The sequence below is a fragment of the Bacteroides muris (ex Afrizal et al. 2022) genome, assembly GCF_004793475.1.
In the GTDB taxonomy this organism is placed as follows: domain Bacteria; phylum Bacteroidota; class Bacteroidia; order Bacteroidales; family Bacteroidaceae; genus Bacteroides; species Bacteroides muris.
Map to the genome: position 1 here is coordinate 32,695 of NZ_SRYZ01000015.1, position 26,639 is coordinate 59,333.

The 26,639-nt window shown below is 47.0% G+C and carries 16 protein-coding genes; 7 read left to right on the plus strand and 9 right to left on the minus strand.

Translation table 11 applies throughout. From position 1 onward, the window contains the following. Positions 1-342: 342 nt before the first annotated feature. The gene (locus E5355_RS08620) at positions 343-2,847 is read right to left on the minus strand and encodes a YfhO family protein (protein ID WP_136010024.1); all 2,505 of its coding nucleotides are present in this window, start codon (positions 2,845-2,847) and stop codon (positions 343-345) included. 373 nt (positions 2,848-3,220) lie between these two features. Here E5355_RS08620 and E5355_RS08625 point away from each other — a divergent pair, with 373 nt between their 5' ends. Both E5355_RS08625 and E5355_RS08630 read left to right on the plus strand, forming a co-directional pair. Further along, on the plus strand, positions 3,221-3,925 hold the full coding sequence (locus E5355_RS08625) for a 5'-methylthioadenosine/adenosylhomocysteine nucleosidase (protein WP_136010025.1): 705 nt from the start codon (positions 3,221-3,223) through the stop codon (positions 3,923-3,925). Positions 3,926-3,942: 17 nt separating this feature from the next. Next, positions 3,943-4,434: an S-ribosylhomocysteine lyase gene (locus E5355_RS08630; protein ID WP_136010026.1), complete on the plus strand. Its 492-nt coding sequence runs from the start codon at positions 3,943-3,945 to the stop codon at positions 4,432-4,434. 89 nt (positions 4,435-4,523) lie between these two features. Here the strand turns inward: E5355_RS08630 and E5355_RS08635 are convergent, their stop codons facing one another. Continuing rightward, the gene (locus E5355_RS08635) at positions 4,524-6,170 is read right to left on the minus strand and encodes an AMP-binding protein (RefSeq protein WP_168354308.1); all 1,647 of its coding nucleotides are present in this window, start codon (positions 6,168-6,170) and stop codon (positions 4,524-4,526) included. A gap of 183 nt (positions 6,171-6,353) precedes the next feature. Then, a complete protein-coding gene (locus E5355_RS08640) occupies positions 6,354-6,929 on the minus strand; it encodes a helix-turn-helix domain-containing protein (protein ID WP_136010027.1) in 576 nt (191 codons plus the stop codon). 1,166 nt (positions 6,930-8,095) lie between these two features. On the opposite strand from E5355_RS08640, the gene E5355_RS08645 reads away from it, so the two are divergent. From E5355_RS08645 to E5355_RS08655, 3 genes are all read left to right on the plus strand, one after another. Further along, complete coding sequence (locus E5355_RS08645) at positions 8,096-11,263, plus strand: SusC/RagA family TonB-linked outer membrane protein (RefSeq protein WP_136010028.1); 3,168 nt, start codon at positions 8,096-8,098, stop codon at positions 11,261-11,263. 21 nt (positions 11,264-11,284) lie between these two features. Beyond that, complete coding sequence (locus E5355_RS08650; RefSeq protein WP_136010029.1) at positions 11,285-13,282, plus strand: SusD/RagB family nutrient-binding outer membrane lipoprotein; 1,998 nt, start codon at positions 11,285-11,287, stop codon at positions 13,280-13,282. Between the two features lie 212 nt (positions 13,283-13,494). Beyond that, the gene (locus E5355_RS08655; RefSeq protein ID WP_136010030.1) at positions 13,495-14,151 is read left to right on the plus strand and encodes a hypothetical protein; all 657 of its coding nucleotides are present in this window, start codon (positions 13,495-13,497) and stop codon (positions 14,149-14,151) included. A gap of 62 nt (positions 14,152-14,213) precedes the next feature. Here the strand turns inward: E5355_RS08655 and rpsO are convergent, their stop codons facing one another. Beyond that, positions 14,214-14,483, minus strand: coding sequence for a 30S ribosomal protein S15 (rpsO, locus tag E5355_RS08660; protein ID WP_016272369.1), 270 nt, complete (start codon positions 14,481-14,483; stop codon positions 14,214-14,216). A gap of 159 nt (positions 14,484-14,642) precedes the next feature. Here rpsO and typA point away from each other — a divergent pair, with 159 nt between their 5' ends. Beyond that, positions 14,643-16,442 (plus strand): translational GTPase TypA, encoded by a 1,800-nt coding sequence (gene typA / locus E5355_RS08665; protein ID WP_136010031.1) that lies wholly within the window; start codon positions 14,643-14,645, stop codon positions 16,440-16,442. 91 nt (positions 16,443-16,533) lie between these two features. Here the strand turns inward: typA and E5355_RS08670 are convergent, their stop codons facing one another. From E5355_RS08670 to pckA, 5 genes are all read right to left on the minus strand, one after another. Continuing rightward, positions 16,534-17,187 (minus strand): nitroreductase family protein, encoded by a 654-nt coding sequence (locus E5355_RS08670; RefSeq protein ID WP_136010032.1) that lies wholly within the window; start codon positions 17,185-17,187, stop codon positions 16,534-16,536. Positions 17,188-17,332: 145 nt separating this feature from the next. Continuing rightward, positions 17,333-18,187, minus strand: coding sequence for a discoidin domain-containing protein (locus E5355_RS08675; protein WP_136010033.1), 855 nt, complete (start codon positions 18,185-18,187; stop codon positions 17,333-17,335). An 18-nt stretch (positions 18,188-18,205) separates the two neighbouring features. After that, positions 18,206-20,128, minus strand: a complete 1,923-nt coding sequence (locus E5355_RS08680) for a RagB/SusD family nutrient uptake outer membrane protein (RefSeq protein WP_136010034.1) — start codon at positions 20,126-20,128, stop codon at positions 18,206-18,208. A 19-nt stretch (positions 20,129-20,147) separates the two neighbouring features. After that, entirely contained in the window at positions 20,148-23,297 is a 3,150-nt protein-coding gene (locus tag E5355_RS08685) for a SusC/RagA family TonB-linked outer membrane protein (protein WP_136010035.1), read from the minus strand. Positions 23,298-24,041: 744 nt separating this feature from the next. Beyond that, positions 24,042-25,649, minus strand: coding sequence for a phosphoenolpyruvate carboxykinase (ATP) (gene pckA, locus E5355_RS08690; protein ID WP_136010036.1), 1,608 nt, complete (start codon positions 25,647-25,649; stop codon positions 24,042-24,044). A gap of 296 nt (positions 25,650-25,945) precedes the next feature. On the opposite strand from pckA, the gene upp reads away from it, so the two are divergent. Next, positions 25,946-26,605 carry a uracil phosphoribosyltransferase gene (upp, locus tag E5355_RS08695; protein WP_136010037.1) on the plus strand — a complete coding sequence of 220 codons (660 nt, stop codon included), beginning with the start codon at positions 25,946-25,948 and terminating at the stop codon, positions 26,603-26,605. The last annotated feature ends 34 nt before the right edge of the window (positions 26,606-26,639 follow it).

The window sequence follows — 26,639 nt, forward strand, 5'->3', positions numbered from 1 at the left end:
CTGTTTGTTATTATTTTCTTTATATCTTTTTAACGTTTTATGATTTATAAATCGGTAATGCAAAATTGTACCTTTATATAAAGAAAGATTTACTGTATTTGTTTTTTCTTTTACTGAAATTAAAGTTGTGTTATATGTATTTGATAAACAGTGGTTTGTATTATGTAAAAACAATGCAGATTTATACGGATGAATACTTGCTCTCTTGAAAAACAGCGATATTCTGAAGAAAAAAAGCGCATAACACACCATTGAATACAGAATTCTGAAAAGAGATAATCTGTATTTAATGGCGCGTTACGCGCTTGGCTGGAGTGATAGAAAAAGGTAGTTTTTCTTCTCTTATGTGTATTTCTTTTTGACCACTAGCACTGCTGCAATGATACCTATCACCAGCAGTGCCAGTGCTCCGTAAGCTATGCCTTCCGTCACATGCAGGCTGGTGGGGTCAAAGCGCATTTCGATGGTGTGCTGTCCGGCAGGAACATACATTGTGCGCAGGATATAGTCGGCGCGTGCCAGTTCGGCAGGCTGTCCGTCGATGGTTACGTGCCAGCCGTCCGGATAATAGATTTCGGAGAATACGGCAATACCGTCTTGGGCATTGTTCGTTTCGTACGTCAGGCGGTTGGGGGCATAGCTTGTCAGGCGGATGCTGGAGAGGCTGTCTTTATAGCTTTCCGTGGTGCCTTTCAGTATGTCCTTGAAGCGGGCGTCCACTACGGCTGTCTCCGTGGGCATGATGTTGTGCAGGGCATCAATCTCTTCGTTGGCGTTGTTTACATACTGCACCTTGTTTACAAACCATGCATTGCCGTAGGCGTGCGGGTTGAGGATAGGAACGGTTTGTCTTTGCTGTCCTGCAGGGAAAATGAAGTATTTGGTGTTCAGCATGTTCAGTATGCGGAATTTATTGGCATCCACGCTGTCCATCTCACCTCCGGCAGCGGCAATGGCTTTGTAGGCCGCCTGCATTTCGGGAGAGATATGATGTTCTATCATCTCCTGGTAGCGTCGCAGCTTGGCCGGGTGATAACCGCCGACACTTTTGTGCCAGTAGGAGGTGTTGTTGTCATCGAAGGTGCTGGTGGCAAAGTTCAATACACGATAGTCCAAGGTGGTATCTTGCAGTATCAACTCGTCTGTATTTGTCTTGGTGAAGGCTTCCGTACGGATGGAATGAGGCACGAACTGGGCGTCGTTCAGATAGCGCTTGTTGACTCCCCACATATCTGCCAGGCAGAGTATGGTGATACCGGCAATGGTCAGCGAACTGCGCAGTTTGCCGCTGGCGTAGAGCAAGAGCAGGCTGCAACCGATGCCTATGATGATGAAGCTCCGCAGGGCGTCGCTACTGACGAGTTCGGCACGCATCTCTTCCAGGTTGGCAAGGATACCGGAGAGTTCGTTGGCGGGTATCATCTGCTGGTTGACGGCATTCTGCAGCATCTGCGCTTCCTGAGCGGGCACGTAGCCGGAGCCAATACTGCCCGGAGCAACAGCAAGCAGCAGGGCAATGCCTGCGGTGAACAGCAGGCTGATGCCGAGGGGCTTCTTTTCTTGCTTCAGGATTTCCGGCTCTTCGAGCAGGCGTTTTAGGGCAAAGATTGCCAGTAAAGGTATCGTGAACTCCGCTATGACAAGGATGGAGGATACGGCACGGAACTTATTGTACAACGGGACGTAATCGATGAAGAAATCCGTCAGCGGCATAAAGTTCTTGCCCCAGGACAGGACGATGGAGAAGAAGGTGGCTCCTATCAATGCCCACTTCAACGGTCCTTTTACGATGAAACATCCCAGAATGAAGAGGAACAGCACGAAGGCTCCTACGTAGACGGGACCCGACGTCATGGGCTGGGTGCCGAAATATTGCGTCAGCGAGCTGTACAGACTGCTGTACATGGGATTTGCTTTGCCCATGGCAATTTCACTCTGGCTGAGGGCGGTGGATGCTCCGCCTTTGAAGTTGGGCACCAGCAAGGTCAGAGTTTCGTCGATGCCGTAGCTCCATTGGGTGATATAGTCGCGGTCTAGTCCGCTGCTGGTTTGCTTGGCGGCGTCACCGGTTTGCACCAGTTCGCTTTTGCCGCGCATGGTTTCTTTGCTGTAAGCATAGGTGTGATAGAGGTTGGATACGTTGACGGCTATTCCGACGAGAGCTGCCACAATCAGTACGGCGCTTGCCTTGAAGAACTGGGGCAATGTCTTGGTACGCCATGCTTTCTCGAAGTAGGCTCCCACGAAGAAGAGGATGACGAAGAAGAAGTAATAGGACATCTGCACGTGGTTCGAGGTGATTTGCAGGGCTACGAACAAGGCGGTGAGGATGCCTCCCCATAACAGTTTCCCACGATAGGCGAGCACGATGCCCGCTATGGTGGGCGGCACGTAGGCAAGGGTAATGAACTTCCAGATGTGTCCGGCGGATATCAGGATGAAGAAATAGGACGAGAATGCCCACATTATACCGCCCAGTCCGGCCAGCCAGACCGGTATGCCGAAGACACGTAGTAGGATGTAGAAGCCGGTCATCAGTATGAACGTGAGGCACACATAGTCGGGCAGGAAGAGCTGGTAGGCTTTCTGTACCCACTGCAGTGACTTGGTGGAGTCATACGAAGGGGCTATCTGATACATGGGCATACCGCCGAACAGCGAGTTTGTCCAACGGCTGCGTTCGCCCGTCTGTTCGTAATACTCCTTGACTTCTTGTCCTGCTCCTGCTCCCGCAGCTGTGTCGTGCTGAAAGAGAATACGGTTTTCTATATCCGCCGGGAAGAAGTAGGCGAAGGAAAGGAGGACGAATGCCAGTATGGCAATAAGGTCGGGAAGAAGCTTCTTCATGAGTTATAAGTTATAAGTTATCAATTAATCAATTGTGGGGCAAAGATAGTGCAAACCGAATATAGAACTTTCATGCTTGCATGAAAAAGTTCTGTTGAGGTGCAGTCTATCTTCACTTTTGTGGCAAAGATACATAAATGCAGATTGTTATTGTCACGTTGTCGGCAGAATGTTGTACCTTTGCCTTTCCAAAAAAGACTAAAGGGGATGTCAAAAGTATATAAACACTTTTATTATGTTATCGTATTTAGGCGTGGATTCAGCAAATTAAATCTGTGAAATCTATGTAATTCACGCCTGAAAGAAAGTATTAAGAGAATGTTGACATACCCTCATGCTTTAATGATAATGTATAAGCTTAAATTAGGACAGAATGACGATAGGGATAATCAGTGCAATGGACAACGAACACTGCCGTTTGGTGGAGCGCTTGCAGGATAAGAAGACGTTGGGTGATGGAAGTTTCCGCTATGTGGAAGGTACATTGGGCGGTAACCATGTAATCTTGACGCAATGTGGCATTGGTAAGGTGAGTGCGGCGATAGGAGCCTCGGAACTGATACGGCACTTTTCTCCGGACTGCATCGTCAGTACCGGTGTGGCGGGCGGCATTGATGCTTGCCTGAGGGTGACTGATGTAGTGGCAAGCCAACGTCTGGTGTATCATGACGTTTGGTGCGGCGACGGTAATGAGTATGGACAAGTACAAGGTTTCCCCACCTTTTACGAGGGCTGTCCATCTCTGTTGAAACATGCCTTGGCGTTGAACGAAGCCGGAATGGAAAGCCGTATTCACAGCGGGCTTGTCTGCACCGGCGACCAGTTCATCACTAATCGTATGGAGCTGGAGACTATCAAGCAACGTTTTCCTGACGGTCTTGCCGTTGATATGGAGTCTGCTGCCATTGCCCAGACTTGCTATCTGTACAATGTTCCTTTTCTCAGCTTCCGCATCATTAGCGACACGCCCGGAGTAGAAGACCATGCTTCGCAGTATGCTGATTTTTGGGGAACCATGGCAGAGCGTTCATTCCTCACGATATGGACCTTCCTCTCCACCCTTCCCGGTAATTTATAACTCATAACTTATAACTCATGAAGAAGATTCCCAGTTTTACAATTGACCACATCCGCTTGTTGCGCGGTATTTACGTATCCCGCCAGGATGAAGTGAACGGAGAAACAGTCACTACTTTCGACATCCGTATGAAAGAACCCAACCGCGAGCCTGCCTTGGGACAAGGTGCTCTGCATACTATCGAACATCTTGCCGCCACCTACCTGCGCAACGACCCGCAGTGGCAGGACAAGATTATCTATTGGGGCCCCATGGGCTGCCTCACCGGTAATTATCTGCTGATGAAGGGTGACTTGAAGCCGCAGGACATACTGGCACTGATGCAAGATACCTTCCGTTTTGTTGCCGAATATGAAGGTGAAGTTCCCGGTGTCGCTCCGCAAGATTGTGGTAATTATCTGCTCCACGACCTGCCGATGGCTAAATGGGAGTCTGCCAAATACTTGCATGAGGTATTGGAACAAATGAAAGAGGAGAATATGAAGTATCCGGAAAAAGAAGAGAAATAAGGAATTAAGGATAAAGGATAAGGGATTACTGGGGTCGCATAGACTTTAATATAGGCATAACCCCATCCTTAATCTCTTATCCTTTATTATCACACAATCTCAATCCCCTGCTTCTTGCAAAGTTGTAATCCCAGGTCTTTCAACTTGAATTTCTGTATCTTGCCACTTCCTGTCATGGGGAATTCTTCGATGAAGAAGATATACTTGGGTATCTTGTAGCGTGATATTTTGCCGATGCAGAAGTCTCGTACATCCGATTCGTGCATATCCACTCCTTCGTGCAGGATGATGAAAGCGCCTACGGCTTCACCGTACTTTTTAGACGGAATACCGGCTACTTGCACATCTTTTACGCCTTCCAGTTGATAGAGGAACTCTTCTATTTCGCGCGGATAAATATTCTCACCACCGCGGATAATCATGTCCTTGATGCGCCCTGTGATGCGGTAATTGCCGTCCTCGTCCTTTACTCCAAGGTCTCCCGAGTGCAGGAAGCCGTTCTTGTCAATGACTTCGGCTGTAGCTTCCGGGTTTTTGTAGTACCCCTTCATGGTGTTGTAGCCGCGGTTGCACATTTCACCTTGTACGCCTACAGGACATTCTTCTCCGGTTTCGGGGTCGATGACTTTTACTTCCGTATGCTCAAAGTCGTGCCCTACGGTGTTGCAACGTACGTCGAACGGGTCGTCTATCCGGGTGGCCGTCATTCCGGGAGCAGCTTCGGTCAGCCCGTAAACGCTGGTTACCTTCATGTACATTTTCTCTTCCACCTGCTTCATCAGCTCTACCGGGCAGAGGGAACCTGCCATGATGCCCGTACGGAGGCTGGACATGTCGAACATATCGAACATCGGATGGTTCAGTTCGGCAATGAACATGGTGGGTACGCCGTAAAGCGCCGTGCAGCGTTCCTTGTGAATGGAAGCGAGCACTACCAGCGGGTTGAAGCGTTCCACCATTACTTCCGTGCAGCCGTGTGTCAGGCAGTTCATGGTGGCAAGTACCACACCGAAGCAATGGAACAATGGTACACAGACGCAAAGTTTGTCATCGGCGGTAAACTTCATGTGTTCACCGGTAAGAAAGCCATTGTTGGCAATGTTGTAGTGGGTAAGCATGACACCTTTCGGAAATCCTGTAGTGCCGGACGTGTATTGCATGTTCACTACATCGTGGCAGGTCACCTGACTCTTGAGCTCATTCAGGCGTCTGTCTTCTATATTGTCGCCCAAGAGGAGTATTTCGGTGGTATTGTACATGCCCCGGTGCTTCTCTTGGCCCACATAGATGACGTTTTTCATATAAGGGAAACGTTCGCTTTTCAGGTGTCCGCGCTGGCAGGTTTTCAGTTCCGGAAGCATGGTATAGGTCATCTGCACAAAGTCACTGTCCTTTTCGCCATTGACGATGCAGAGGGTATGCATGTCGGAGTTCTGGCAGAGATATTCCAGTTCAGACTGTTTGTAGTTGGTGTTCACCGTTACGTAGACGGCACCAATCTTGGCGCAAGCGTATAACAGAGTCAGCCAGTCGGGTACGTTGGCTGCCCAGATGCCTACGTGTGTTCCCCGTTCCACGCCGATGGCAATCAGTCCTTTGGCCATGTCGTCCACCCGGCGGTTGAACTGGCTCCAGGTGAAACGCAGGTTGCGGTCGGAGTAAACGATATATTCTTTGTCTGGTGTTGTCGCGGCCCAATGTTCCAACCATTGGCCGAGGGTGCGTTCGTATAGCATAATAGAATTGAAAGTTAAAATCTTGTCCGGCACTCTTTTGAGCGTTCTTTCATAAGGATGTTTTTCTGTTTTTACGAGCAACATAGTGAGCCATGTGACAGATAAAAACAGAAAAACAGACTGGAAGAAATCTGAGAAGAAGCCGGAAAAGTGCTTTTTGAAGAAAAATTAAACAGGCTCTAATCAAATGGGTGTGTAAATCACTGCAAGAATCTTGGCTGCCTGTCCCTGATAGGCATGCACATGGTGGGGCACGATAGAGTCGTAATAGATGCTGTCGCCCTCCTCCAGCAGGTAAGTGTTCTTGCCGTAGCTGATTTCCATGATGCCCGCCATCACCAGGATAAACTCCTCGCCCTCGTGCGAGGAGAGTACAAAGTCGCAATCGTCTGTGGCAGCCACATCGATGATGAACGGCTCCATGTGGCGGTCGGCTTTCGACCTCGAGAGCGAGTGATACTCCATGTGCTTGCGGCTGTGGATGGCATTGTTGGAGAAACTGATGCTGTTCTGCGCCTCGTTCTTGCGGCAGACCACAGGTCCGTTCTCGTCTTGGTCGTCAAGGAAGGTGCCCAACCGCACCCCCAGCACGCGCGCTATCTTGATGAGAGGAGCCAGTGACGGAAGGTCGATATTGTTTTCTATACGTTCAATCTGTTCGATGGCAAGTCCCGAACGTTGTGACAGTTCTTCCATGCTGATAGATTGGCTTTCGCGGAGCGATTTAATCTTTTCTCCTACAATTTTGCTGGTGTCCATAATGGTAATCAATCTCTAAGGTTATGATTTATAATTGTTAAATTGCAAAAATAAGAGAATCTTTGGCTTGTTGCAACATTCTTGGAAAAAAAAGTTTGTTTTGTGGCCGCAGCTCATTTAAAACAGACTTTTACGCTGGCTGCGTTTGAAAAAGGTATAAGATATGGAGGAGGTGCGGCTTAGGTATTTGCAGGACACTTATATATAATAAATGTATAGTCAGGCAATTTATTCATCTGGTTGTGCACAGTTATGTTGCGAAACGAAGAGTTTAATTCGTTAGACATCTGTCTAATGAGAAAAAATGGCGTTCGAAGATATTAAAAGACGGAAGGAGAAGCTAAAAGATGCGCGTTTTCTAATATGGAGTCGTGCAGATAAAAGTTCAAATAGGTTTCTATTAAGGAAACATACGACATTGAAAATGTAAAGTATCATTCAGTCCCCCACAGGAGCGCGCCCCTGTGGGGGACTGAATAGTTGCTGATGTGCTGTGATTTCTAAAGGTTTATTAAAATCAAAATGTCTGTCATCACTAAATTCGATTATTAAGTTAGTTCCGAGGGTACTTTGGTCGGCAAATCGGCGCTTCTTCAACACCGATGAACCGCTTTGAAAACGGAAGGCTTTCCGGCAGATGCCATCGCACGGCGCAGCCAAGCAATCGTAGAAATAGCAGGAAGAATTACATGCTGATTATCAACGGATAACAGGCACAAATATCTATCGTCTCAAACACTTATGTCTATCAAACCGAACCAATATGGAGGTGCGCCAAAAACCACCACAGATTACTCAGATTCGCACAGACTCTTCTTTAAATTTCTCATAATCAAATCAAACAATCTGAGAAATCTGTAATAAAACCCTATTGGGGGCACACCGCCGGTATTGTATATATAAATAAGGTATATATGCAAATAGGTAGAATCATAGTCACCTCAATTATAAGAAAATTGCCTATTTACAGAGACATTTTAAAAACATAAAGGAGGAAGAAGAATTTATGGAACGATTTTTTTCTTTTATATGCAAAAATATCCTATATTTGCCACCGTAATCTTAATAAATTCAAAAAGGGTCTAAGTACCCTCGGAACTAACTTAATAATCGAATTTAGTGATGACAGACATTTTGATTTTAATAAACCTTTAGAAATCACAGCTATGTTAAAACTGCTAAAATCAGTCAGTATGATGCTGTTCCTCATGGGGCTTTCCACCGGAGCAGCTTACGCAGTTTCCAATACGGGAACTGACGATGTGCGAATCACACAACAGAGTGCTACGTGTACGGGTGTCGTAACAGACTCCACAGGCGAAACCGTCATCGGTGCGTCCGTCGTGGTGAAAGGTACTACCAACGGTACCATTACCGGTCTCAATGGTGATTTCACTTTGAACAACGTGAAGAAGGGCGACATCATCCAAATCTCTTTCGTGGGTTACAAGACCATAGAAGTGGCTTGGGACGGCAAACCCATCAAAGTGAGCATGGAGGACGACTCTCAGACGTTGCAGGAAGTGGTGGTAACCGCCCTCGGCATCAAGCGCGAGAAGAAAGCGTTGGGTTACGCCATGCAGGAAGTGAAGGGTGACGCTTTGGTGGCTGCCCGCGAAACCAATTTGGCGAACGCCTTGAGTGGTAAGGTGTCCGGTGTGCAGATTATCCGTTCAAGTAACGGTCCTGCCGGTTCTTCTAAAATCCAGTTGCGTGGTGCCAACTCTGTGACGGGTACCAACCAGCCGTTGATTGTGGTCGATGGAACGCCACTGGATAACTTCACCGGCGCCGACAACAATGACTTTTGGAACCCATCTACCGATATGGGTAACGGCCTTTCGGATATCAATGCCGAGGACATCGAATCCATGTCAGTATTGAAAGGTGCATCTGCCGCCGCCCTCTACGGTTCGCGCGCCGGTAATGGCGTCATCTTGATTACTACCAAGAAAGGTTCGCAGAACCCGGGTCTGGGTATCACCATCTCCAGCTCTATCTCCATCGAGGACGTATTCATGAAGCCCGACCGCCAGATGCTCTTCGGTCAAGGTTCCGATGGCATTTATAACGCGCAAAGCGGTAGTAACTGGGGACCGGTCATCGACGGCAAGATGGTGGAGGACTGGGAAGGAAAGTCTGTTCCTTTCAAGTACTACGACAACGTGGGAAACTTTTTCAAGACAGGCGTCAACGCCACGGAGAACGTCGCTTTCTCGCAGCAGTACAACAAGACTTCCGTCTATACCTCTTTTACCAGACTGGATGACTTCTCCAAGATTCCGGGTGCAGACTACAAGCGTACCAATGTGACTACCCGCATTGCCTCTACCTTTGGTAAGGACGACCGTTGGAGCATTGACGGTAAAGTGCAGTACATCAACTCTTACGCCAAGAACCGTCCCATCTCCGGTCAGAATGCAAACAACTATTTCTATGCCATGTACTCCTTCCCGCTCACGATGGACATTACCCGCTTCAAGCAGGCTGTGGATCCGACGGACGGCAGCATGTACTGGTGGGCAAAAGGTAACAGCCGTAACCCCTACTGGTCCAAGGATCACAGTACTAACGAGGATAGCCGTAACCGTTTCTTGATGAACTACTCGATGAAATATCAGTTCACAGATTGGTTGAACGCTGAAATTCGTTTCGGCAGCGATATGTACTACACAGAAACCGAAACCAAGCTGACTTCCGGCGGACCGGATTCTGAAACAGGCCGTTACAGCGTGGGCGAACAGAAGTTCTATGAAAACAACTACAGCTTCTTGATTACTGCACAGAAAGACCAGGTGCTTGGCAAGTTCGGTGGCGTGGTTACCTTCGGTGGTAACTTGATGCAGCGTCGTTCGACGGGTATCAGTACCTCGGCAAGCGAACTCATTGTTCCCGACCTCTTCTGGATTACCAACTCCGAGTCTTCCAAACGTGACATTTCGCAGACCCTCTCTCATCGCAAGATTAACTCCTTGTATGGTACGTTTGGCGTAAATTACGACGGTTGGGTGTTCTTGGACGGTACGTTCCGTAACGACTGGTCTTCCACGTTGAGCAAGGAAAACCGTTCCTTCTTCTATCCTTCAATCAGTGCATCGTGGGTCATCAGCGATATGGTGAACAAGACGGGACACGAAATGCCTTCCTGGTTCACGTATGCCAAGACGCGCGTCTCTTTCGCACAGGTTGGTAATGACATGGACCCCTATCAGTTGTATAACACTTACTCCATCGGTTCCGATGGTTTCACTGGCGGTGTTACAGGCAATACAGGCGGTACCTTGTACAACGACAGGGTACGCAGCGAGCTGATTTCTTCTTGGGAAGCAGGTTTGGAAGTACGTTTCTTCAACAACCGTTTGGGCTTCGACTTCGCTTGGTATAAGTCGAACGCACGTCGCCAGTTGCTGAACATGCCGATGAACTCACTTTCCGGTTACAGCCAGTATAAAATCAATGCCGGTGACATCCAAAACACAGGTATCGAAATCATGCTGAATGCCACTCCGGTGCAGACCAGAGACTTTACGTGGGATACGCAGGTGAACTTCTCGCAGAATAAGAACAAGATTATCGAACTGGAGAAAGGCATCGAGGAATATCGTCTGGGCGGTTATGACAATCTGAAAATCATTGCCAAGGCTGGCGGTAACTACGGTGAAATCTGGGGTACTACGTTCACGCGTGTGACCGATAAGAGCAGCCCTCACTACGGCAAACTGTTGCTGAATTCCAGCGGTCTGCCCCAAGGCAATTCACAGATGACGAAACTGGGTGACCAGCAGGCTACTTGCCTGGTAGGTTGGACCAACACTTTCACTTACAAAGGATTCACGCTGAGCGCATTGGTTGATGCCCGTTTCGGCGGTAAGATTTTCTCCGGTACCAACCGTGCCCTGCAATCCAATGGTACGGCAGCTTGTACCGTGGTGGGCGGCAAGCGTGAGCAATTCGTGGTTGACGGCGTGATTGCCGACGGAAACGGCGGATACAAAGTGAGCGATGTTGAGGTGACTCCGCAACAGTACTGGGCAGCCGTTACCGGCTCAACAGGTAACCTGGGTATCGGCGAGGCAAACCTTTACGATGCCTCCAACATTCGTTTGCGTAACCTCTCCTTGAGCTACGCTTTCCCCAAGAAGATGCTTTCCAAGACTCCGTTCCAGCAAATGAAGCTGGGTGTTTCCTGCAACAACGTATGGATGATTAAGAGTCACCTGAACGGTGTTGACCCCGAATCAGTCTTTGCAACAAGCACCAATGCTACCGGTTTCGAGAATATGTCTTCTCCCACTTCACGGACATACTTGTTTAATGTAACCCTTGGTTTCTAATCCTATAATATCAGAATTACAATGAAAAAGATAAATAAATATCTCTATGGGTTCCTGTTGGGAACCATGACTGTCGGGTTGGTTGCTTGTGACGACTTCGACGAAATCAATCTGAGCCCTTCCGCTGCCGGTGCGGAAAGCATGCGCCCGGACTACCTGCTTGCCACCTCTTTCCAGAAAGCACAGCAGAACCCGAACGACAACGAACGTGTATTTGTTTACAATTGGGCTTCTATTGCCCGCGTCATCGGTGAAAATACCTTCGGATGCGCCGCCCGCTACAGCGACGAGTACAACGGCTGCCTTTACAGCTTCTCGTCCAACTCCATCAGTGCAGCCACCAATGCCATCAAGCTTGTGGACGAAAACGAGGCTGCCGGAAACTACAACGAGCGTGAGAAGAAATATAACAACAATATACGGCAGATTGCCCGCATCTGGCGTTGTATGGTCATTGCGGACTTCACCGATTGCTTCGGCCCTTACCCGCTGAACGCTTTCCAAGGTGTGAACCCCACGTTCAACAGCGTACAGGAAGTATACGACTTCATGCTTTCCGAACTGAAGGACGCACAATCCAAATTGGTGATGGATATTGATATTAGCGAAAAGGAGTCCAAACAGGACGCGGCTTTCAAACTGAACCCGACGAAATGGCAGAAACTGGCGAATTCCCTCCGTCTGCGCTACGCCATGCGTCTCTCCGAGGTGGATGCGGCAAAAGCCAAGAGCGAGTTTGAAGACGCTGCTCGCAGCGCGTTGCTGACAGACAACGCTGATTTGTTCGGTTTCCAGGAATATGGTGGATGGAGCGACTGGGAAGGTGTTTACAACCGTCCGTGGAATGACAATGTCATCTCTCAATCCATGGTCAACATCCTCACCGGTATCGGCGGCATCAAGACGGCGGAGAGTTACAATGCCATCACCGAAAGTACGGCCGACATCACTCCTTACGTGAAGCCCATGAACTACATCGGTCTGGAATTCAAGAACCACTATCCTGAAAATACGGATAACCCGATGAACTACCAATGGCTGGATGGTGTGCCCGAATCGGTTGACCCCCGCGCCTTCGTGCTCTACAACCTGCCGAACGATGCAACGGCAAACACTTACAGTGACGAGGCCAAGCAGACGGTGGCAGAAGAGGGTAATTCAAGTTATAAAGAGCGTGGTATGCTGGATACGGACGGAGAAACTTATACTTGGGGAAAAATAAACGCTACATTGACCTTCAATGGTGCGCTTTCCGGTGTAAGAACCGCTTGGAGTCCGACATTCAAGTTCAACGAAGTGGTGGTCAATAGTTGGAACACTTGCTCTTTCCTGAGCGAGAAGTATCGCAACAACTCGAAGGCACGTATCTGGTTCGGTCCGTGGGAGACTCACTTCCTGCTGGCTGAAGCTGCCGTTCGCGGATGGAGTGCCGGTACGGATGCCAAGACGGCTTACGAGGCAGGCGTTACCTCCAGTTTCGCTTATCACGGACTGGAGCGTTATGCAAGCGCATACTTGGCTTCGGAAGTATACAATCGTGTAGGTACATCGGCAAGTTTTGACCACACCGCAGAACCCGTTGACTTCGAGGCTGACTATGTGGACGGCTATACCAAGACCGCCGGCAAGAAAATGTATCACTATCCCGATGCTTCCAAGGCTCTGTACAAGGGTCACAAGCTGAACGATGCCCTGTCGAAGATTATCACGCAGAAGTATATCGCCAACACTCCTTACGGTGTGGTTGAAATGTGGAACGATCGCCGTCGTTTGGGGCTGCCGTTCTTTGAAGTGCCTGGTGCAGAAACCGTATTGACCGGTTCGGATATGGACAACGCAAAGACTTACGACCCCGTTACCCAGTCTTGCAAGAACGGTCAGACATGGGGTATGTTCACTCAGCGTATGCGCTACCCGACCTCTTTGGAAAATGCGGACGTGACCGAATACAACCACGCGTTGCAGCTCCTCGGTGGAGAGAACAACATGATGGTTCCGCTTTGGTGGGCTATCAAGTAAGATTGAGATAGAATAGGAAAAGGAAGGGGGTATCAGAACAAACTTTCTGTTTCCTTTTGATTAGGCACGGATTACACGGGATACACGGATTGGCAAAAGAAAAAAATCCGTGTAATCCGTGAAATTCGTGCCTGAGTTCTATCATTATGTTAGTCTTTCTTCATTTCGACACACCTAAATGTGTCTGAAAAGGTATACTTTTATATATGACAATGAAAACAAGAGCACTTTGCATTGACTTGCTGGTGGTATGGGGAAGCGTTATGCTTGCCAATGCCCAGCAGTCCACAGGCTATTACTTCAAAGAATTCACCGCCGGGAAAGTCCTGTTGAGGAACCGGCAGTTTGCCAAGGGCAAGTTTAACTACGATTGCATCAACAAGGAGATGCATTTCCTGAACGGAACGACGGACATGGTCGTAGAGAATCTGGATGACATCGACACGATAGCCGTGGACAAGCATCGTTTCATTCCGTTTGGAGGACATTTCCTGGAAGTGCTGACCGACCGTAACGCCACTCTTTTTGTCGACTGGAAGATACTTCCGAAAAGTGTAGGGAAAAAGGGAGCCATGGGAACCGTCACCCAAGGAAGCGTGCAGGCGATTGATGTCAACGCGCGCTACCAGCGTGTCAACGGCGAACAGGACCTGGACCTTTCTGTCTATAAGATGGCAACGGAGAACACTTATTATATATGTGTAGAAGGCAAATGGAAGAAATTCAGGAACGCGAAAACCTTGTTGGCACTTTTCCCTAAAGGGAGGCAGCAGGAGATGAAAGCGTTCATGGAGCGTGAGAAAGTCGACTTTGAGAATCCGAAAGAGATATTGAAAGTGCTCGTTGTGCAATCAGCATGGAATGAATAAGAAGAGCGGGAAACTTCCCAAAGGGGACTTCCCGCTCTTTCAATGGTTTTGGCGCAAGTAGATTACTTACGTAAGCCGAGTTCTTTGACGATAGCACGATATCTGGTGATGTCGCGGTCCTTCAGGTAAGTCAGCAATGCACGGCGTTTACCTACCAACATAGTCAAAGCTCTTTCTGTACTATAATCCTTTCTGTTGAGCTTAAGGTGCTCAGTCAGATGAGCAATACGGTAGGAAAACAAAGCTATCTGAGCCTCAGCTGAGCCAGTATCAGTGTTAGACTTTCCGTATTTGCCGAAGATTTCTTGCTTTTTAGCAGCGTCTAAATACATAATGTTTAATTAAAAGTTATTATAAATTATTCCCTTTCGGGGCTGCAAAGATAGGGATAAACTTTTATATCACAATGATATTCAGCAAAAAAATCATATCTATACTGCATATCTAATCCAAAATCACTAACTTTGTCGCCTGAAAATAATAGGTATTATATGCAAAATATTAGAAACATTGCAATTATTGCCCATGTAGACCATGGGAAAACGACGCTCGTTGACAAGATGCTTTTGGCCGGAAACCTTTTCCGCAGCAATCAGAGCACAGGTGAATTAATGCTGGATAATAATGACCTGGAGCGTGAACGAGGTATAACGATTCTTTCTAAGAACGTTTCTATCAACTACAAGGACACCAAGATTAACATTATTGATACTCCGGGACACAGTGACTTCGGAGGTGAAGTGGAACGTGTATTGAATATGGCGGATGGATGCATCCTGCTTGTGGATGCTTTCGAAGGCCCTATGCCGCAGACACGGTTTGTATTGCAGAAAGCCCTGCAGATTGGCTTGAAGCCTATTGTTGTTGTGAACAAGGTGGATAAGCCCAATTGCCGTCCCGAAGAAGTGTACGAGATGGTGTTCGACTTGATGTTCAGTCTAGAGGCTACCGAAGAACAATTGGATTTTCCCGTTGTCTACGGTTCGGCCAAGAACAACTGGATGAGTACCGACTGGCAGCAGCCCACTGATAATATTTATCCGCTTCTGGACTGTATCTTAGAGAATATTCCTGCTCCCGAACAGTTGGAGGGTACACCGCAAATGCTGGTTACTTCGCTGGATTATTCTTCGTATACTGGGCGTATTGCTGTGGGCCGCGTGCATCGTGGCACACTGAAGGAAGGTATGAACGTGTCTTTGGCAAAACGTGATGGGAGTATCGTGAAATCAAAAATCAAGGAACTGCATACGTTCGAAGGTATGGGCCGTGTAAAGGTGCGGGAAGTATCTTCCGGTGACATCTGTGCGTTGGTAGGTATCGAAGGATTCGAAATTGGAGATACAATCTGCGATTTCGAAAATCCGGAAGCGTTGCCGCCCATTGCCATTGACGAGCCTACGATGAGCATGCTCTTCACCATCAATGACTCCCCGTTCTTCGGCAAGGAAGGCAAGTTTGTTACTTCCCGCCACATCCACGACCGTTTGATGAAGGAGCTGGACAAGAATCTTGCCCTTCGCGTGCGCAAGAGCGAGGAAGACGGCAAGTGGATTGTTTCCGGCCGTGGCGTGCTTCATCTTTCCGTATTGATTGAGACTATGCGTCGTGAGGGATATGAGTTGCAGGTAGGGCAGCCGCAGGTAATCTTCAAGGAGATTGACGGCGTGAAGTGCGAACCTATCGAAGAGTTGACCATCAATGTTCCTGAAGAATATGCCAGCAAGATGATTGACATGGTGACCCGCCGTAAGGGTGAAATGGTGAAGATGGAAAGCACCGGCGAACGTGTAAACCTTGAGTTCGACATGCCGTCACGCGGTATCATCGGTCTGCGTACCAACGTGCTGACTGCTTCTGCCGGAGAAGCCATCATGGCGCACCGTTTTAAGGAATACCAGCCCTATAAGGGTGAAATTGAACGGCGTACCAACGGTTCTATGATTGCCATGGAGTCCGGTACGGCTTTTGCCTATGCCATTGACAAATTGCAGGATCGCGGTAAGTTCTTCATCTTCCCGCAGGAAGAGGTTTATGCAGGGCAGGTAGTGGGCGAGCACTCTCATGACAACGATTTGGTGATTAATGTTACGAAGTCCAAGAAGCTTACCAATATGCGTGCTAGTGGTTCGGACGACAAGGCACGGCTGATTCCTCCCGTACAGTTCTCTCTTGAAGAGGCTTTGGAATATATCAAGGAGGATGAGTATGTAGAGGTTACTCCCAAGTCCATGCGTATGCGTAAGGTTATTCTGGATGAGATTGAACGTAAGCGTGCCAACAAGAACTGATAAATAGAAAATTTTTTAGTTGCTATAATACGATAGGAGTGCCCTGCCCAAAGGTAAGGCACTCCTTTTTTTGTTGTCATTCCAACGGGAATCAATCTATGAATTTTACTTTTGCCGCATTGCGGGATTTGGCGGCAGGCGCCTCATCCGGATAGCCGAAAGCAATGCAGTAAAGCAACTGGTATCCTTCCGGAATATCCAGTCTCTTCAAATATTCGGCAGCAGCCGGAGTAGAGGTCATGAAGCGCGTAGGACCGCCCAAGCAGCAAGAACCGATTCCCATGGACCAAGCTGATAGAATCATATTCTCACCCAGCAGTCCGCAATCAATTTGCGAAAGGTCATATGCCAGGTCATTGGCAATAAATACCACTGTAGAAGCATTGCGGAACATGTTCTTGAATTTCGGGTCTTCGGCGGCTTGGGGATTTTCTTTCTTGTAGATTTCCGTAATGCCATTGATGAATTCAGGATTGTCCACTACGCGAATTTCCCACGACTGTTTATTTTGTCCGTTGGGAGCATTGATGCCGCAATCCAGGATAATCTGCATGGTGTCGCGGTTCACGGCTTGTGGTTTGTACTGGCGGATGCTGCGGCGTGACATAATGGTTTCAATCACCGCACTCGCTTTGCTTTCACCTACATTAGACTTCGTTGTTTGAATCTCTTTTTGAATTTGGGCACCACAACTGCAAAGTAGGAATAAACTTGCACCTGTCAACATTTGTTTGATACGTTTCATATTGTCTTGATAATTGGTGTTTGCAAATCTAGTAAAAAGGGATAATAAATCAGTGCAAATCCGGCAAAAAGGGGAAGAAGGCTCCTTGTAAGCCCTCTTCCCCTCCCAATGATTTTAAGATTTAAATTGAAGGTGAAGATTGTGTCTATTCATTCGTATCCGGTGCTTCCGGGTCTTCAACAGTAACCGAATAGAACTTGAATATGGACATAGTCCAGAACACGCTCTTTGAATTAGTTTCGTTGACTACAATACGTATCTGTTTAAACGGTTGTTCCACATCAAACACTTCCGAAGCATAGGTCCCGTCACCGGCAATGCCGTCAGCCTCTTTGGTGAAGTTCTTTATCAAGAACCACTCGTTGCCATCCATGCTACCCATCAAATCAAAATCTGTAGGTCTGTTGTTGGCATTACGCGGCGCGTATTCAAATCTATAAGCTTCCGTAATTTCTTTCTTCAAGTTTACTTGCAACCAGTGCGGTCCCGGAATCTCTACACTCCATGCCGTATGGAAGAATGTACCTGTATTTCCATCCAGCAAATTGGCGATAGGACCTTCGCTGGGTTCCTGCGCGTTTGTAGATAAATCAGCGGCAGTCAACGCAATTTGTGTGCTGACGTAAGTCGGCTCTGCCGGCTCTGAAACCTTTGAAATGCTCTGTAAGGCACTTCTGTCGCCCGTGGCGCTGACACTCTGCACCGTAAAGTTATACTCCCCGTATTTGGCGCGAGTATCCGGGATTTCGATGCTGTTTGCATAGACGCTTGCAGTACGCATCACATCCTTTTTCAACAATGGATCGTAATACTTCACCTCAATGTAACGGATGTTAGACTCTTCTGGAGTGTTCCAGCGCAATATAATGCAGCCCGGAGTACTTTCGGCTGTCAAATCAGTGATTTCATCCGGAGTAATACCGCTCTCGTTGTCGCAGCTAGTGAGCAGGGCAGCTCCGGAGAGGAGCAACCCTACAAAATATTTAAGTGTATTTTTCATTTTCATACTGTTTTTTCATTAATAACCAGGATTCTGAACCAGATTCAGATTTCTGTTGACATCTTCCACGGGGACAGGCATCAGATATTGAGTGGGGCTCTCGAATTTGCGTTCAAAAGAAACTTCTGATTCTTGTGCGAATTCTTCAATATTCTTACCCAAAATATTCATACCTTTTGCTTTTACACCGAAATGACGCTCGGCATCCTTCCAGCGGCGCAAATCCCAGAAAGTGTGATTCTCCAGATAGAACTCGATAGTACGCTCTTGACGCACAATCTCACGCATCTTGTTCTGGTCTAATGTGGCAATGCCATTCCAGGAAGTTTCCACATCTGGTATGCCGGCACGTTTACGAACTTCGTTCAAATACTTCTTGGCATTGGACAAATCGTTGCATTCCACACAAGCTTCGGCATAGCCCAGATAAAGTTCGGCCAGACGGATTACCGGCCACGGATAAAATGGAGGATTGTACAGAGATGTACGTACACTATAACCCGGCACTACTCCTTTCTTGTTCAGGTATCCGGTAGGTGAATAGTTGTTTGTGCGCAACGTGCTTCCTTCCGGCTGGCGTGAAGTGTTGCCGCCAATCACAAAGTCACAGACCAATTTGCCCTGATTGACAGCCAAATTGTATTTCTGGTAACTTGCATCAGCATCATAAGCGCCATTGCCGTCCGTGGCGCTCAGAATTTCATAGAAACCTCCTTGGAAGGCCACCCAAGCGTAGAAACGGGGTTCGCGATTCAGATTGAACCGGATGGTCTGTGCTTCAGGATCACCGATGCTTGCATTCTCCTCGCCCAAAGTGGTCGATTCATAAATGCTGTTGCCTTTCGGGAAAGCCGGATCCGCATCAATCGGCAGACCGTTTTCGGTATAGAAACGCTTCAGCATGGCAAGTGTCGGAGACACGCCATTGTATGCCGAACCATTGCAGAAAGGCAAAGACTTGTTCTGTATACTGTAAGCACCTTCCGAGCGGCAATCAGCCCAAATCACCTCGTTATTGGCAGGCTCGATTACCGTATAGCGCAACGTGTGCTGCACCGGATCTACCGGTTCCACGTTATCAAAACCGTCCAACATATAGTCCGTTTTCTTGTAGAGCCCGTATCCGGCAGCTTCTGCCACACGGATAGCTTCTTCGTATGCGCTCTTGGCTTTCTGCCATTTGCCGGCATCGTATGTAAGAGGCATCAGTGCGTTGCCGTCCTTATCTTTAAAGTCGGCATAGAACTCACTGTTTCCATTGAACAAAGGAGATGCTGCATAAAGCAACATTCTGGCTTTGATGGACTTGGCAGCCACACTGGTGGCCAGCCCGTAATGCTCGTTGACGCGGGTGGCGGGCAGGCCTTCGGCCGATTCGTCCAGCATCTGGCATACATAGTCCACACACTCGTCATAGGAAGAACGGGGCGAATATTGGTCGGCAGGTGTAATCAGTGAAGGCTCTTCCTTTACCAGAATTACCGGACCATAGCTACGCACCAGCAAGAAGTGATAGTAACCTATCAGGAACTTGGCTTGGGCAATGTAATCGGCCTTGACGGATGCCTCCAATGCCGGAACCTTGTCAATGTTGTTTAATAGGATGTAGCACTGCTTGATTCCTTGGAACAAAGAGTTCCAATAGGAAATAACCGGACGGGAAGCGGAATAGTTTCCTTTCGGAAAAGAAGCGAATGTTTCATGCTCAAATGCTGTTACCACCTCATCAGCGGTAAAAAGATCGAGAGACGAGGTGCCGTTTCTCGGATTGGGGATATAAGCATAGCAAGAATAGATGAAACGTCTGGCTGCTTCCTTGTCCTCAAACGCATCTTTTTCTGTAGCTTTTTCATCGGGAACCACGTCCAGATAATCGCACGAAGACAAAACACCCAACAGCAAACACGCCATCACGATGAATATTTTATAGAACTTTTTCATACTGTTCATTTTTATCGGGTTATTTAAATGTCAATTGGAAACCAACGTTGAAAGTACGCTGTGTAGGATAACTTAAGCCTTTACCTCCACCCATTTCCGGGTCCCAAAGCTTAAACGGAGAGAAAGTCAGCAAGTTGATGCCGCTGATGTAGAATCTGGCTTTCTTATATGTATAGCCGATTTCTGCATTTTTCAGTTTTAGGAAAGCACCGTTGCGCAACCAATAGTCGGAGGATTGCATGTTGTGATTGTTATCGTTCTTGGTTAGGCGCGGATGGCTGGCATTCGGGTTCTGGTTGGTTTCAGACCAATAGTCATCGGCAATCCAAGACAATACATTACGGTTATACTGCGTTCCGAAAGGAGCGAAGCCAGACATCATCAGCGAAGTATTTGCCACTCCCTGGAAGAAGAAGGAGAAGTCCCAGTTTTTATAGGAGAGAGAGGGTCCGAAACCGTAAACGATTTCCGGTACGGTGGGATAGCCCATGGCTACGCGGTCATCACTGGTGATTTTTCCATCATAATTACCGTTTTTGTCCGGTTGGTCCACATATTTGATGTCACCCGGAGCAATAGCGATATTGCCCAATGTAGAAGTCGGATTGTTGTCGATATCGGCTCTGTCTATATAAAGACCGTTGGATATATAGCCGTAGATGGTGTTGAGTTTCTTACCGATGTTTGAAAGCGTAGGACGTACGCCTGGAGCTTCGTCATATTCCAGAATCTTGTTGTGCGCATAAGTAAACGTGCCCTTGAACTGAATGGCAAGGTCCTTGTTCAATTGTCTGCCATAATCTACTGACAAGTCGAAACCGCTGTTCTTTACTTTGGCCAGGTTACCGTAAACGGCTGTACTTGCCGTACCCAGGTAGTTAGGAATGGAGTAGCGCTGTTGGAAGATGTCGCGGCGGATTTCGCGGAATACGTCCACATTGATATTCAATGAATTGAATAGCTGCATATCAAATCCTACGTTCAGTTTCTCGCCCACTTCCCATGTCAGGTCGTTGTTCTGATAACGTGTATACACGGGGCCGTTTAAAGTAGTCTGCTGCTTGTCACCGGTGGTGAAGCTTGCATTATCGCTCTGTAGGGTGATGTCCGACATATAGATGAAGCGGATAATCTGGTTGCTTGAATCTAACAGCTGGTCGTTACCTACCAGACCGTAAGAAGCACGGAGTTTCAGGCTGGAGATGATATCTTTTATCGGTTCAAAGAAAGCTTCTTGGCTAACGTTCCATCCCACAGCTACCGAGGGGAAAAATCCCCATTTATGTCCTTTGGCAAAGTTTTCGGAACCGTTGTAACCGGCATTCACTTCCATCAGGTAGCGGCCGGCATAATCGTATGATGCACGACCGGCAAAACCCATTTTGCGACGGGGAAGCGATGCCACCAAGTCAGTAGGAGCATTGCTGTCATATTGGTCGATATTCCACAACACCATTCCATTGAAATTATGGTTGCCGAATTTCTGGTTATAGTCCAGATATGACTGGAAATAAATGCGGCGGTCTCCGCCAACATAAGAGGTCGTACTTAGTACTGGCTTAGTAGGGTTGGACGAGCCGAACGGAGAAATCGTCATGTTATAGGTACCGTCCGGATTCTGTTCATATCCGGTCAAGGTATAACGGTTAATGCCTTGACTACGCATGGTGGTCGTCTTGTTATAGTTTTTATAAGAGAACAAGGCCTTGAAACGGAGTCCTTTCAGCAAGAAGTCCAGTTTCTGTTCAAAATCGATATTGGCCATCACCGTACTTTCAAAGATATCCTGATAACCGTTGGTCAGACTTGCCATGGGGTTCACGGCTCCCTGGTCGTTACCGCCGGCGTAAGCTCCCCAATATACCCAGTTATTTACGCCGTCTGCCGGATAAGCGATGGGGAAGTCTACCGGGTTGGAGTTCATTACGGCTCCATATAGGTCACCCACAGAGGTGTTTGGCTGAGTCAGGTCATTCAGCTGTACATTCAGGTGCAAGGAGATAGTAGAGCTTTTGGACATGTGGAAGTCAATATTGTTTTGAAAAGTATATTTCATCAAATCAATATTGTTCTTATAAGAGAAATACTTGGAAGCCTCGTTCTTCAACATACCGGTTTCGTGATTGACACCTACGTTCATGAAATAGGTGATTTTTTTCGTACCGCCGCGAATATTGAAGTTTGCCTTCTGGTTGAAAGCCATGTCATTGAACAATGATCCGTACCAATCTACATTCGGCCAGATATAAGGATTCACGCCATTGCGTGTGTTGTTAATCTGTTCTTGGGTATACAGAATGTTTCCGGTCTGTTCACTGGTCACGGCTTCATTGTAAAGTTCCATGTAACGGTAGCCGTCTACGAAACTTGGAATTTGGGTGGGAGTAGTGATATTCGTTTCCACACGCACACCAATGATGGGCTTTTCCGAATCGGCACCACTTTTCGTGGTAACAATCATTACACCATTTGCACCACGTGTACCATACATGGCTGTGGCCGTGGCGTCTTTCAAAATAGAGAATCCTTCGATGATTTCGGGATCAAGTGCATTGAGGTCGGCAGAACTGACTTCCACGCCATCCAGAATAATCAACGGTGAAGTCATACCACTCAAAGTAGATATACCGCGGATGTAGAAATCGGAGCCATTACTACCCGGTTGTCCGCTACGTTGGTAGGCAATCACACCGGAGAGACGCCCGGCAAAAGAGTTGGATAAGTTAGATGACGGTACTTTCAAGTCCGAAGGTCGCACGGTTTGTATGGAACCTACCACGCTTTCTTTTTTCTGCCCTGTACCGAAAGCCGTTACTACAACTTCATCCAGGACTTCGCTGTCTTCCTTTAATGTAATTCTGAGTGAAGTCTGATTTCCTACTTTGATTTCTTGCGTTACGAAACCAATGAACGAAATCACCAAAACGTCTTTCGGAGAAACATTGATGGAAAAATTACCGTCAACATCGGTAATAGTCCCTAGATTGGGTTTGCCTTTTACTTGGATAGTTACGCCGATTATCGGCTCTCCTGTCTCATCTACCACTGTACCTTGTATTTTACTTGCTTGTTGCACAATGGCCGATTCATTGATAATAGGAACTTCTACTGCTTGTGCCCCAAGGAAATATCCTCCTAAGAGGGCCACCAATAGTGCTTTCTTTCTCATAATACTTTTTACTAATTCAAGGTTTTGATTTTAAATGTTTTGATAAACTCTTTTTACTTTTTCCATGTTACATTAGGGTGGTTTCATTCTCTTTGTATAATTATAGTTAATAAAAAAGGTTTTATTTAATTAGGTTTTGAAGTCGTTTATCTTTTAAGTTCTGTAGGAACTCGGTAAAGCTTCAAAGGAATAATTTGCTAAAATGAATTATCTTTTGCAAAGATATCTGTTCTTTTTAATAAAAGAAGTAATTATCGTTTCTTTTTTAAAATATTTTAGTATTTAATGGAATAGTACTGCTCTTCCATGTTATGGCATCTTAGTGCAACCGGAAAGCAGGATACGTGCATAAGTCTGTCAGGAAGACAGTACAGGAAAAATATAACTAAAAGGCTTTTAATGCTACCCCACTACGGAAACGAGGTTGATAGGAAACACGAAATAAGTTCCTACAGAACTTGTAGTACAATTTGCACATGAAGGCTTCCCTGAATTATTATTTTCTGTATGGTGCGATTATAAGTGCTGATGATAAGTTCTTAATATTATCTGTTATTCAGGCTGCGTTGAAATTTCTTTCTATTTTTGAGGGTTGGCGGTGAAGGTGGCTTCGGAAGTGTGCGGAGTCATTATTTTACTGGTGGGCCGCGTTTTTATTGTGCAGACTAGCTTTTGAATTTGCTCATATAAAGAAAGCGGCTCCCGAAAACGGGAGCCGCTTTAACTTTATGCAAATTGCTGTTATTAGAGTTTCGGACCAGCGGTAACCAGAGCCTTGCCAGCTTCGTTGCCAGTGAACTTAGCGAAGTTCTTGATGAAGCGGCCAGCCAGGTCTTTTGCTTTTTCTTCCCATTGGCAAGCGCATTCGTAAGTGTCGCGAGGATCAAGAATCTTCGGATCTACGTTAGGCAATTCAGTAGGTACTACGAAGTCGAAGAAAGGAATAACCTTCGTCGGAGCTTTGTCGATAGAACCGTCGAGGATAGCGTCGATGATACCACGAGTATCTTTGATGGAGATACGTTTGCCGGTACCGTTCCAACCGGTGTTAACCAAGTATGCCTTAGCACCAACCTTGTTCATCTTCTTAACCAGCTCTTCTGCATATTTAGTAGGATGCAGGCTTAAGAAAGCAGCACCGAAGCAAGCAGAGAATGTCGGAGTCGGTTCAGTGATACCACGTTCTGTACCGGCCAACTTGGCAGTAAAGCCTGACAAGAAGTAGTACTGAGCTTGTTCAGGGTTCAGGATAGATACCGGAGGCAATACACCGAATGCGTCGGCAGACAAGAAGATTACCTGGTGAGCGTGAGGACCCTTGGAAACCGGCTTAACGATGTTGTTGATGTGGTAGATAGGATAAGAAACACGAGTGTTTTCAGTTACGCTCTTGTCGGCGAAGTCAATCTTGCCGTCAGCAGCAACTGTAACGTTTTCCAACAGAGCGTCACGCTTGATGGCAGCGTAAATGTCGGGTTCGCTTTCTTTATCCAGATTGATAACCTTAGCGTAGCAACCACCTTCGTAGTTGAATACACCTTCGTCATCCCATCCGTGTTCGTCATCACCAATCAACAGACGTTTCGGGTCGGTTGACAGAGTAGTCTTGCCTGTACCTGACAGACCGAAGAAGATGGCAGAGTCAGTGCCTTCCATGTTGGTGTTGGCAGAGCAGTGCATAGAAGCGATACCACGCAACGGGTTCTTGTAGTTCATGATAGAGAACATACCCTTCTTCATTTCACCACCGTACCAAGTGTTCAGGATAACCTGTTCGTTGGTCTTCAAGTTGAATACAGTAGCTGTTTCAGAGTTCAAGCCCAGTTCCTTGTAGTTGTCAACTTTTGCCTTGGAAGCATTGAATGATACGAAATCGGGTTCTCCGTAGTTAGCCAGTTCCTCAGCTGTGGGGCGGATGAACATGTTAGTTACGAAGTGAGCCTGCCATGCCACTTCCATGATGAAACGTACTTTCATACGGGTAGCGGGGTTGGCGCCACAGAAAGTATCGACAACAAACAGACGCTTGCCGCTCAGCTGCTTAACAGCCTTAGCCTTCAGGTCAGCCCAAGCTTCTTCAGAGCAAGGTTTGTTGTCGTTTTTGTATTCTTCAGAAGTCCACCATACAGAATCCTTGCTGGCTTCATTCATTACGAAGAATTTATCTTTAGGGGAACGACCGGTATAGATACCTGTCATTACATTTACAGCACCCAGTTCAGTTACCTGACCTTTTTCAAAACCTTCCAAACCTGGTTTGGTTTCTTCTGCGAACAGTACATCGTAAGACGGGTTGTGGAAAACTTCCTTCACGTCTTGGATACCGTACTTGCTTAAATCTAAATTTGCCATTTCTTTTAATGATTTAAAATGTTGGTATTTGGTTTATATTCTCTTTTCTTTAATTCTTTTTTTCCTTTGATTTACAAGGGAAAACGGGTGTAGAAAAATCTCTTTTTTCCTGCTTTTCAGTAAGTCCCTTGTCTTTCGCCTACAAAAGTAATACTTTCTTTTTAAAGAAAGGCCCTATTAGAGAAATTTTTCTCTAATGAGAAATCTTTTATAAAACCATAACAAGATCTGCTAACTGAATGTTGCAAATTGGGTGAAATTCGTTTACTTTGCAGCACATTAGCACATTTATAATTATGAAGGTTATCAACTTTGCCGAGGCAAATTCCGTTTTGAACCAATACGTGGCGGAAATCCGTGATGTAGCAGTCCAAGGTGACCGTATGCGTTTCCGGCGTAATATTGAACGCATTGGAGAGATAATGGCGTATGAAATGAGTAAGGAACTGACGTATTCCATCAAGCGGGTACAGACTCCTTTGGGAGTGGCACCGGTCAGCACCCCCGATGACGAGGTGGTGATTGCCACTGTTTTCCGTGCCGGACTACCCTTGCATACGGGTTTCTTGAACGTGTTCGACCGTGCCGGAAATGCGTTCGTTTCAGCTTACCGTTATTATAAGGATAAGGAATGCCGCACGGTGGATGTACACATCGAATACATCGCTACTCCGGATTTGTCCAAGAAGACATTATTGATTGTAGACCCGATGCTTGCCACGGGTGAAAGTATGGAACTGGCCTGGAAGGCTCTCATCACCAAGGGGATGCCGGCCAAGTTGCAGATAGCTTGTGTCATAGCCAGTCGGCAGGGTGTAGAACATCTGGAAAAGTTGTTTCCCGGAGATGAAGTAACCTTGTGGTGTGCAGCCATCGACCCGGAGATGAACGAGCATTCCTATATTGTGCCCGGGCTGGGAGATGCGGGCGATCTGGCGTTTGGCGAGAAAATCTGAGTTGCCTTTACTCTTATGAAAAACCCTTCATCTC